General features: G+C 47.9%; 8 protein-coding genes. 5 read left to right on the top strand and 3 right to left on the bottom strand.

The annotated features are described in order from the left end of the window. From I2H74_RS24905 to I2H74_RS22955, 3 genes are all read left to right on the top strand, one after another. The coding region (locus I2H74_RS24905) for a hypothetical protein (protein ID WP_420707480.1) at positions 1–563 on the top strand (563 nt) is incomplete at its 5' end. A gap of 186 nt (positions 564–749) precedes the next feature. Continuing rightward, positions 750–3071: a BclA C-terminal domain-containing protein gene (locus I2H74_RS25220; protein WP_324254141.1), complete on the top strand. Its 2322-nt coding sequence runs from the start codon at positions 750–752 to the stop codon at positions 3069–3071. A 190-nt stretch (positions 3072–3261) separates the two neighbouring features. Next, the gene (locus I2H74_RS22955) at positions 3262–4710 is read left to right on the top strand and encodes a flavin monoamine oxidase family protein (RefSeq protein WP_229506137.1); all 1449 of its coding nucleotides are present in this window, start codon (positions 3262–3264) and stop codon (positions 4708–4710) included. Positions 4711–5216: 506 nt separating this feature from the next. On the opposite strand, the gene I2H74_RS22950 is transcribed toward I2H74_RS22955, so the two are convergent. After that, a complete protein-coding gene (locus tag I2H74_RS22950; RefSeq protein ID WP_195576573.1) occupies positions 5217–5912 on the bottom strand; it encodes a Crp/Fnr family transcriptional regulator in 696 nt (231 codons plus the stop codon). A gap of 190 nt (positions 5913–6102) precedes the next feature. On the opposite strand from I2H74_RS22950, the gene I2H74_RS22945 reads away from it, so the two are divergent. Beyond that, positions 6103–6891: an HAD-IIB family hydrolase gene (locus I2H74_RS22945; protein WP_195576572.1), complete on the top strand. Its 789-nt coding sequence runs from the start codon at positions 6103–6105 to the stop codon at positions 6889–6891. Positions 6892–7104: 213 nt separating this feature from the next. Continuing rightward, positions 7105–8169 (top strand): FUSC family protein, encoded by a 1065-nt coding sequence (locus I2H74_RS22940; protein ID WP_229506136.1) that lies wholly within the window; start codon positions 7105–7107, stop codon positions 8167–8169. 171 nt (positions 8170–8340) lie between these two features. On the opposite strand, the gene I2H74_RS22935 is transcribed toward I2H74_RS22940, so the two are convergent. Next, positions 8341–9732: a glycosyltransferase family 2 protein gene (locus I2H74_RS22935; protein WP_195576570.1), complete on the bottom strand. Its 1392-nt coding sequence runs from the start codon at positions 9730–9732 to the stop codon at positions 8341–8343. A gap of 22 nt (positions 9733–9754) precedes the next feature. Then, positions 9755–10843, bottom strand: coding sequence for a hypothetical protein (locus I2H74_RS22930; protein ID WP_195576569.1), 1089 nt, complete (start codon positions 10841–10843; stop codon positions 9755–9757). Between the last annotated feature and the right edge of the window lies 1 nt (position 10844).

The raw sequence follows: 10844 nt of genomic DNA, 5'->3' as shown, positions 1-10844 counted from the left end.
GTGAGACTGGGGTTGCCGGTGAGACGGGCGCGACGGGCGTGACCGGGGCAACAGGCGACACGGGGGCGACTGGAGCAACCGGTGCTACGGGTGAAACGGGGGTTACTGGAGCGACTGGCGACACGGGCACCATGCCTGCCTTCCACGCTCACATTTATAGTACGACTGCTCAAACGATTGCCAGCGGCAGCGATATTAATTGGAACGCCAATGGGGCAACAACAGGAATTTTCTACACGATTGGCACGCCATCAATCACGCTTTCAAGCAGTGCCGGCGGCATATATCTGGTCCTCTTCGAGGTTATGGTCGAAGCAGCAGCAACTGCAGAATACGCCATAACCATTAACGGCACTCCACAGCAAAGCATTGCCTACCGCACCACCACTACTGGCACTGGTGAGCTTCAAGTCACGGGATCTGCCATTGTATCTCTGGCGAATGCCGATGTTCTAACCCTGCGAAATATCGGTACAGCAAGCAACAATCTGCCCAGCATTAGCAATGTAATCTTAGGCCTTCCTGTCATTAACGCATCCGTACAATTGGCCATGATCGGATAAGTGATGCTGTGCCTTACGCTAATAACCAGTACTTTCACTTTTGGGTGAAGGTGCTGGTTTTTCATATTTTGACTTCTAACCAACAAGCCCAAATACGCATATCTCACAATGGAGATGCTGACGAAGTCTTTTACCCATGCATAAGCTAAACAATAAAATTGCAAGTGTGCCCTAGGGGGTCATAACGTGATCATTCGAAATTATCAACGAATAATGAGCGGCATTAACCATACCATTACAGCTTCAACGAGTTCAGAGGCCATTCGTTTGTTGCAGGGTCAGCCGCAAGATCCATTAGCATTATTGGAAAAGGAAGCCCGTACCGCAAGCAGCTCAATCGAAAAGAGAGCTGATCCACATAAGTCTTATTATTCTCATGTCCAAGGTATGAAGCAGGCCCGTCCTCTTCCGCTGACTCATGAATCTCAATCAGAAGCAACCTATCCTTCTCTCGCAATAGCCGGAGCTCAGGCTTACTCTACCCTCTCCCCTCCCTTCGAACTCTCCTCCAATTGCATGTATGATTTTTCAATCCTTACGAGCCTCAAAGGCAGTCAGGTTCGTTCCCTTCGAATCGATATTCTTGATGCCTTTTCTCTAACCCCTCTTCCTCAAACAACCATGCATGCCGTTCCACCCATTCATCAACAATCCAAACCTCGCATCCCCTCTTCAAATATGGAGCCAGCATTCACTGATCATCAACTTGATCATGAACAGTCTTATCATGTTGTCCCTATACTCTATCACCATCTTCGTTATGAGAATCCAATACGATTTGCGATTACCGTTGAGGAATTAGTCGATGATGCAGCAGACCATAAGCAGCCAGCCAGTTCACTCATAGCCGATATCTATCAGTTGGAGATATCACTGGCCGGGCCTACAGGACCTACAGGACCCACCGGGGAAACAGGGGTAACAGGAATTGGCATAACCGGACCTACTGGGGCGACTGGACCAACGGGAACAACCGGACCAACGGGCGAGACGGGCGACATCGGAGTGACGGGAGCTTCCGGAGCCACGGGAGTAACGGGCGATACAGGCCGTACAGGATCTACAGGGGCATCCGGAGATCCTGGCAGCACGGGCAGCACGGGGACAGCAGGATCGACAGGAACGACTGGAGTATCAGGCGCTACAGGGGCAACTGGCGACACGGGAAGCCAGGGAAGCAGGGGTGAAACAGGCGCCGCTGGCAATTCCGGAGCCACGGGAAGTACTGGAGCAACTGGGGTAACTGGAAGCAGTGGTGCCACTGGGGATACCGGACTCACGGGAGCAACAGGAGATACGGGGACAGCAGGCAGCACAGGGACGACGGGATCGACAGGCGCAGCCGGAAGCACGGGCGACACCGGAACCACCGGTGCAAACGGTCCTGCAGGTGAGGCGGGTCCGACAGGAACCACTGGTGAGACGGGCAGCACCGGAAGCAGCGGTGCCGAAGGCGCTTCAGGAACAACGGGAAGCACGGGCGTTACAGGTGTCACCGGCGGAACTGGTGAGACGGGCGTTACAGGGACCACTGGTAGTACTGGAGCGACCGGCAATGCGTCTACTGCCACAGGGGCAACCGGTAGTACAGGGGCGACGGGCGTTACAGGGGCCACTGGCACAACCGGAGCAACAGGAACCTCAGGAGATACAGGCGCCACAGGTCCGACAGGAGCGACAGGAGATTCCGGAGAGACTGGAAGCACTGGGGCGACGGGCAGTGTTTCAACCGTTACGGGTGCGACCGGAGCAACGGGAGAGACAGGGGTAACTGGCGACACCGGCGAGACAGGCGCTGCAGGCGTAACCGGTACAACAGGTGAGACTGGTGTTGCAGGAGTTACCGGGAACACAGGGGCCACTGGCACAACAGGAACAACGGGAGCGACAGGAACCACAGGTGTAACGAGGCCCACTGGAGATACCGGTGTGACAGGGGCAACCGGAAGTACGGGAGCGACGGGTATCACAGGTACTACGGGGGCGACGGGCGACACAGGGTCAACAGGAGCTACCGGAGATACTGGAACGACGGGGCCTACTGGAGAGACAGGAACTGTCGGCTCCAATGGGAGCTTTTCTCCTTACTACGCCCACATTTTCAGCACATCTGCTCAAGTCGTTAACTCTGGAGCAGATGTTACCCTTGACAGCAATGGAGCACTTTCAGGCATTACTTACACGCCTGGCGGTACCCAGATCACCGTTACAGTTGGCTCTGAGGGCGTATATCTTGTCACCTATACCGTTGACATAACCGCTCCAGGAACTGCCGAATATGCAGTTACCATCAATGGCGTACCCCAGCAGGATTTAGCTTATCGAACGAGCACAAACACAATCGACACGCTGCAGCTTACCGGTTCAGGCGTCGTGAGACTGATTGCAGGTGCCATTGTCACGCTTCGGAATATCGGCACAGCAGCCAATACACTTGCCCTAGCTCCCAATGCCGCTGTTGGACTCATCCTAAATGCCTCAATCCAGCTTACCTTCATATCCTCCTGATAAGCCACATGCTGAAGGACGACCACGTTCGCGCTTTCTGATTCTTCTGAATGAGCAGCTTCATCAATTATGACGAAGCTGCTCATCAGGATTTTCTCGATGATCAAGCTGGTTTCAGCGATATAAAGTACATAGACTTCCCCGCTGACGAATATAATCCAACAAATTCGTTTACAAAGGGAGCATAAAGATGGCGGAGCATGTGTACGAGGAACTATCGGTTGACCAAATGGCTCAAATCATACGAGAGGGACTCCCCCCTTCCACCCGCCCCAAGTCAATTCTGATTATTGGTGCGGGAATGGCTGGCCTTGTCACGGCATCTCTTCTTAAAGCAGCCGGGCATCAAGTGATGATTTTGGAAGCAAACAATCGAATAGGCGGACGGGTATATACGATTCGCAACCCGCCATTTAGCGAGGGGCTATATTTTAATACAGGAGCGATGCGAATCCCCGATACTCATTATCTTGCGTTAGAGTATGTAAAGAAGTTCTCCCTTCCTCTTCATGATTTCATTACCACAACGCCTGCAGATCTACTGTATACCAATCATGTCAGAACAAGAGTCCTTTACTATAATCAAGACCCCCAAGTATTAAAATACCCCGTCGCTCCCGAGGAAAAGGGCAAGACGGCTGACGAACTGCTGATGTCTGTTCTGCAACCGATCATTGACTTTTTGAAGCTCAATCCCGATCAGAACTGGCACATCGTAGAGGAGCAGTACAAGGATTACTCTTTAGGCTACATGCTCAATCAGCATTTGTCGCCAGGGGCAGTCGATATGATTGGCGTTCTGCTTGATCTAGAGGTGTTCATGGGCATGTCCCTTGTGGATGTGATTCGCATCTTTTACACCGTTCCCACAAAATACTACTCCATTGACGGCGGCATGGATCGGCTTCCAGCCTCCTTCTTGCCCCAGCTCTCAGACAACCTCATTCTCCAACAGCGTGTAACCGAACTCCATTTCGCTCAAGACCATGTCACCGCACACACCGTCCATCAGGAGACCATGCAGCTCAGCCACTTCACCGCGGAGTACGTCGTGATTACGATTCCTTTTTCCACACTACGCTTTGTTAAAATAGTGCCTTATGAGGCGTTTTCCTACAATAAGCGCAAGGCTATTCGCAAGCTGAACTATTTTTCTGCGACAAAGATTGCACTCGAATTCAAAAGCCGATTTTGGGAGAAATCCGGCATTCTTGGCGGACGCTCCGTTACCGATATACCGATACGCTTTACATATTATCCAAGCGATCGAATAGGCTCTGAGGGCAATGCAATCATGATTGCCAGCTATACTTGGGCGGATGAGGCATTAGTATGGGATAGTTTGAGCAACGAGGATCGCATTCAATTTGCGCTTCATGGCTTAAGAGAGCTCCACGGAGACCAAGTCTTCCATCAGTACGTCACAGGAACCTCGTTCTGCTGGAGCCGGAATCCCTACTCCATGGGGGCCTTCACCGCTTTTGAACCGCGACAAGATACAGAACTCTATCCCTATATCGTTCGACCCGAAGGGCGGGCCTTTTTCGCAGGCGAACATGCAAGTCTTATTCATGGCTGGATCGAAGGAGCCATATTGTCAGCCGTAAGAGTTGCTCATGAACTTAATGATCATGTATAAAATACATCATCAAAGGCTGCTTGTTTATGATAAATCTGAAGACCTCATAAATAAAGCTTTTAACAAGTTCTCCCCTCTTTTATGAATCCGCTTGTAACATTGGGACCTCCGACTGCATTTAATACACTTAAGAGATAGGATATCATTCTCTAAGCAGGAGAATGAAAAATGCTTCATTACATTCATTACAGATACTACGGGCATCATCTAGATGGGATCCTCTTTTCATCTCAAAAACGAGAGGCTTATTTAGGTATGCCCTTTTTCCGTCAAAAAGAGAACAGCATAGGCAAAGGGTTATAATCCAATTTTCTTCCGTCGCTGTGCTGCGATACTTGGAGCAACTAGTAAAAAACAGCAGAGGCGGTGCATGCCTCTACTGTTTTTAATTTACAAGAATTAAAGCAGTGTCTGTTAAGCTTACTCTTCGCCTTAAGATTCAGACATTTTGATCTTCGATGAACAATGGCCTTTCCTCCCATTTCAATTCTGAACAGGTTTCCTTTCTACTCAAACAATATCCCATTGGACAGCTCCTTTAACCTCTCCCAATCGAGCACACGAATGCATGCCTGGTCTCGTTCAAGCACACCTTCCTGACAAAGACCTCGAATCGTCCGATTAAGATGCCGATGTGTCGTACCGAGCAGACCCGCGATCTCACCAATCTTTGAGGTTTGAAGCTCTGAAGTGAAGGGTGTATAGGCTTCCGTCAGCAGCGTAGACATCAAATAGCTGGCAAATCGATGTTCAACAGAGGACAGCAGGTTCACGCTCGATTGGCTGGTACAGGTTTGGAGCTTATGGCTGAGATGCTGAAGCAGATAATGCAGGAGCTTTGCATTGCTCATCTCATGCTTGCGCAGGTAATCAAATTCAAGCCCGATCAGTATGCAGTCGCTGACGGCTGCAACTTGAGACTTTACTGGCACCTGGCTGATAAACTCAATGTCTCCAATGACTGAAGGAGGATTGCAGAAGCGAAGCAGAAGCGATTTTCCCGTAATGAGATTAGTCGAGATTTTTAATTTGCCTTCTACTAGAAAGAATAACGTGTGAATCTCGTCCCCCTCATGAAATAGAACTTCATTGGCATCGTAATGGTATAACTTGAAAGGAATCTCTTGAATCGGATCAAATAACTGATCAATTCCAAATGGTATGATTCGATTATTAATTTGATTAGCTATTGGAGTATCCATTAGAACACCTCAGACTTCTTGGTAGGGATAACTTGGTCATGTATCGTTTGGCAATTTAGCCAGCAGCTTTCCTCTATCGCACATTCTCGAAATCTTTCATGTATCAAAAGTAAATATCGAGGACATATGTCCTTCTATTATATCCCAATCGTTGTATGATAGAAGAAAATACGATATTTGAGGTGCACGCATGAAGTTTGTCTTTGATTTGGACGGGACGATTTGCTTTAAAGGAAATCCCGTATCCGCAACCATAATGCATACACTTGCAGGCTTAACAGCAGCAGGTCATGACGTCATCTTTGCTTCCGCAAGACCGATTCGTGACTTGCTCCCTGTCATCGATAAAGCCTTCCACTCGTACCCGATGATCGGCGGCAATGGCTCTATCGTAGCGAAAGATGGTACGATTTACTCAACGGTCCATTTTTCAGATGAAGAACGAATCCAGCTTCTTGCATATATCGCGAGCTTCAATGCCACCTACCTGGCGGACGGCACGTGGAATTACGCCTATACGGGACCCGACGATCATCCAATTCTACGGAACCTTGATCCAGAACAGCGTGCTAATAAGGTCGTAATCGATGACCTGCACCCTCTAATGAAGCTGTTAATTCTAACTGCATCTAATATGGAGCTGCTAGAAGAGAAGCTGCACAGCCTAAACGTTGTCATCCACTCCCATGGAAAGGAAGGTGTGATCGATATTAGCCCAGCCGGCATTCATAAGTGGAGCGGCTTGCAGCAGCTGGGTGTGGAAGAAAAGTCATACATCGCCTTTGGGAACGATGCCAATGACATCTCGATGTTTCAGCATGCCAAGCATGCCGTCATGATTGGGCACCATGATAAGCTCGCGCCTTATGCATCGGAAGCGATTGCGATGGATGGCGATTTAGAAGCAGTTGAGGAGAACATTGTGCAAAAGCTTCTTCATCTCGCAAAGGTATACCATTATCAGTATAACGAGGCATGATCATGGGATTAGATCAAGATTATTCTGATGGGCTTTGTGAATCTAGGCGCTTCGGTGACGTTAAGTTTTAAGTTGTTTCATGCCACGTTGAATCCCTTCGGTCTAAGTTAGAAGGAATTGTGATCGACATCATATAGCATGGATGAAAATAGGAGTATGATAAGGTGTGCATTATTCTGAAAATTTCTGAAAATGTAACCGAGGTGTCTTTTCATGCTACAGCCAAAGCTTCAACGCATGGAGTTGCTTAGACCAAAACGCCTACAGCGAGTAATCCCTCTACATGTTAGAAGGGTATTGCCGACTCATATACAACGCAAAATTTTGCGCATTCTCATCGCTTTTCCGTTGGCCCAGCTCGTTACGTATCTGATGGGTTTTGGCACATCGCCTACCTGTTTGATCTCAACGGCTATGGTGCTGTTCTCTGCCTCTCCCCTAGAGACTGCTGTGTATAAGAAGATGAACGAACGGATCTTCAGTAACCTTCTGGGGCTTGTCATTGGATACATCAGCACCTTGCTTGTGCAGCCTCCGACAGCGCGCATTATAATAGGCGGCCTATTGATCGTCTTTGTCGCTTACTGGATTCCAAAGCTTAATATTTCGCCAGCATCCACCAGCGTCGCCATGCTTATTGTCGCCGAAGCTCCACGCTACGAAATGTATTTATCGCTTCAAGAGCGGGCGTTCCTAGTCGTCCTTGGCTGCGTCATTGCCTACATTGTCGTTCGCTTTATTGTGCCGCCAAGACATCATAAGACGCTGTATTCCAAGGCTGTGAAGCTCTCTAAGCAGTTTGTTCATCAATTGCAGTCGATGCAAACCTTACGTGAGGCTGATCTTGCGCATATGCGAAATGCACTTGCATGCATAAAGAAGGAAACCGATCGCTACGCTTACATTATTGAAAATATGAATAAAAGCAAGGACCCTCAATTTATAGGTCTTGCACATGTTCTCAAGTCATTGGATAGCCTTAAGGGACTTGTCCAATTTATGATTAAGCATGATACTGATTTCGAGCAACTAACCGAGCCTTATCAGGAAGCGATTAGAGCTGAGCTCTCCGATCACTTAAAGGTCCATGATGCACTTCTATCTGTAGAGTCTATAAATGAGGACCAAATAAGCCCTAATCAATACGGCTTTGGCGAACTTGCTTATCACAAAGCGGCAACCTCCTTCTTCTATCAATTGGATCTTTACCGCGAAACGCTCGATTCGCTCCGCGAGGCTTCAGCAGTAAAGGCGAAGGCTAGTTCAAATCTTAAATAACATACTAATAACGCTCCCCAAATCCAATCCCTTACAGCCTTCAGAGTATGAGAATAGATGTGATAAGTGACCGATGTCTCTTCACTATTCTTATGGAATAGAAAAAAGCCGAGCTATTGCAGAGGTGCATCTCTGCAATAGCTCGGCAAGTAAACTGCCAGACGTATTTGCTTAAACAACAACCGTAACCGCTTTGCCAACCTCAAACACCTTGCAATCGCCAACCTGTCGCTCTGTATGAGACATCAGTTTGCTGCGTTCAAAGAGCTGCTCCAGCTCCTGTCTGCTGTGCCATGTCCATCCCGCAGTCGTTGCAAGATAAGAGACATAGCTGTCGTTGTATAGAAACACGACTTTTTTGCTGATTCGATAAAGCTCTTTCAGCATAATACCGATGAGAGGCTCACTAAACATTCTAAAGTAATCCGTTACGATGATAACGTCGAAGTGCTTGGATACATATAACGTATCGAGCCCTAACAAATAAACAAATTCTTTCTCCGGCCAGGTGCCTTGATAGCGTTCCAGCAATCCTTTGTTTTGCAAAAAGACGTGAGACACCTTCAATGCAGAGAGGATAGCATGACTGTCCGCGCCGATAATTGCTGAACGCTCTACTCCCTGGATATATTCACGGTTCAGCAGCTCAATCAAGGAATCGCTGTACGCTGGCACATAATAATGAGTCACCAGCCGATTAAACTTGGCCATGATCAGATCGAAATGCAAATCCGCTGAATAGGGATAAATCTCGGTATCAAAGGTGCGATGCTTCATATGCATTTTCTTGCGGTTCAAGTAGCTGGACTTGATCTTCTGATCGATATTATCGTCGGAAGGATGCGGCAGATGCAGCGTGCAAATGTCATCTGTCGCGTACATCGAGGCACCATGCTTATGAAGCTGATACGCGAAATCCGTATCCTCGGCTCCCCAGCCCTTTAGCGTCTCATCAAAGCCTCCTGCTTGAAGCACAATTTCGCGTGAAGCACTGACGGCGCCGCCCCATCCCATCGACCAAGGCGCATCCATCCGATTCAGGTCATGGTCGACCAGCTCAAAGTGCGAGGTCCGCATATCCTCCCACTCCGGATGATATCGAAGCTGCTCACATATTGCGGCAAGATTCCACGGTTCAACATGTTCAATGATTGATAAATCCTCTTTAATAGGGTCCGTAAATGCACCCATGACATAATGATAGAGCACCATATTCTCGCTATCGCCGATTCGGCTGACGACACGCTCAATGAAGAAGTCCGGAATAACAATGCCGCAGTCGAGGAACACGAGAATGCGGCCGCTGCTCTCGCGTATGCCCACATTGCGAGTCCGCGAACGGCAGGAGTGCTTATCCCGCTCCAAATATATATATTTCAAATTATGAATTTGGTTTGAATAAGAATCGATAATGTCCTTTACGGGCTCCGTCGAACCATCATCGATAACGACGACTTCAAGCGCTATTCCTGTATCGACGATCTGGTTCGCAACAAAATAGAGTGAACGCTCTAATTGCTCCATTTTATTATACACGGGGATAATGATCGATACGTCCAACATGCCCACTCCCTCCTATCTCTATTTACTTGCGAAGCTCCTCGATTAATTGGGTAATCAATGCCTTCTCTGCGACCAACATATCTTCGAGTGAGTTTACAAGCGGCTGTAGAATGCTTCTATTTTGACTCATAAAACCTTTCAGCATGAGATTGCGATGGGTGTAGGCTTGCTTCTCAAGACGCTCGGCTTCGGCTAACAGCAGAGTATCTTCTTGGAGATAGCCTAACTGCTGCAAGTATTGAATCCTTCCCACCATCATCCTCTTGTGTTCCCATAGGATATGAAGCTGACGAACGTCGAAGTTCTGTACGCCGTCAATGACACGTGTAATAAATTCTTGGAGATAAGGGTACACCTCAACACCAAAATAGCCTTCCATCGGATGTCTTTCGAGCTTAAAGCGTTCAGTCGTATTTCTACCCGCTAGATAGTCCTCCAGCACGCCTATTAGTAGCTGCAGATCAAAATCATATCGGCCTACCCCGGAGCCATATTTGCTGCTTTCATAGTCCAAAGGCTCCATCCTTTTGCATGAGCTGATCAGCGACTGAGATGCTTTACCTTGCGACACGTAGGCCTGCTCGAATTGCTCGAAGGTAACCTCCTGCATCGTAAACTGACGGTTCTTATCAAAGATCGCAACATGATAGATTTGACGATCCAGATCATAACCATAGATGAAAATGTCATGCACAAAATGGTTCTGTTGATAGCAGATTGAGTTGTGAATATAGTACTCATCCACATACGTAACGACATAATACTCTCGCTCAAGCTGCGCAATAAGGTATCGGTGAATATCCACTCCTAATCGATCAAGAAGGACCTTGTCTGAATGCTTATAGCTCAACCATGGCATGTTGTTATAAGCAATCATCAGGTCTGGGTAGAAATCAAGTCGATACTCCTGCAAATCATTCAAATAATGCTTCGCGATAAATAATTGAATATAGCTTGTATGAATCCACGGCTGTGCATACTCATATGGCTGCAGAATGCCAAGCACATAGGCATGCCCCAAAAAGCCATATACCTTCGGCATCTCAAATGGAAGCTTGACGCTTCTCTTGGTCTTATCAGCAAGTACAGTTTGCATTTCAACGATGTTCATG

The sequence above is a fragment of the Paenibacillus sp. 1001270B_150601_E10 genome (assembly GCF_015558675.1).
In the GTDB taxonomy this organism is placed as follows: Bacteria; Bacillota; Bacilli; order Paenibacillales; family Paenibacillaceae; genus Paenibacillus_B.
This window is presented reverse-complemented; position numbering and strand designations above follow the sequence as displayed.

Excerpts from the sequence above, each read along its gene's own strand:
- I2H74_RS22935 (WP_195576570.1), bottom strand. The coding sequence starts at position 9,732 with ATGTTGGACGTATCGATCATTATCCCCGTGTATAATAAAATGGAGCAA.
- I2H74_RS22955 (WP_229506137.1), top strand. The coding sequence starts at position 3,262 with ATGGCGGAGCATGTGTACGAGGAACTATCGGTTGACCAAATGGCTCAA.
- I2H74_RS22930 (WP_195576569.1), bottom strand. The coding sequence starts at position 10,843 with ATGAACATCGTTGAAATGCAAACTGTACTTGCTGATAAGACCAAGAGA.
- I2H74_RS22950 (WP_195576573.1), bottom strand. The coding sequence starts at position 5,912 with ATGGATACTCCAATAGCTAATCAAATTAATAATCGAATCATACCATTT.
- I2H74_RS22940 (WP_229506136.1), top strand. The coding sequence starts at position 7,105 with ATGCTACAGCCAAAGCTTCAACGCATGGAGTTGCTTAGACCAAAACGC.
- I2H74_RS22945 (WP_195576572.1), top strand. The coding sequence starts at position 6,103 with ATGAAGTTTGTCTTTGATTTGGACGGGACGATTTGCTTTAAAGGAAAT.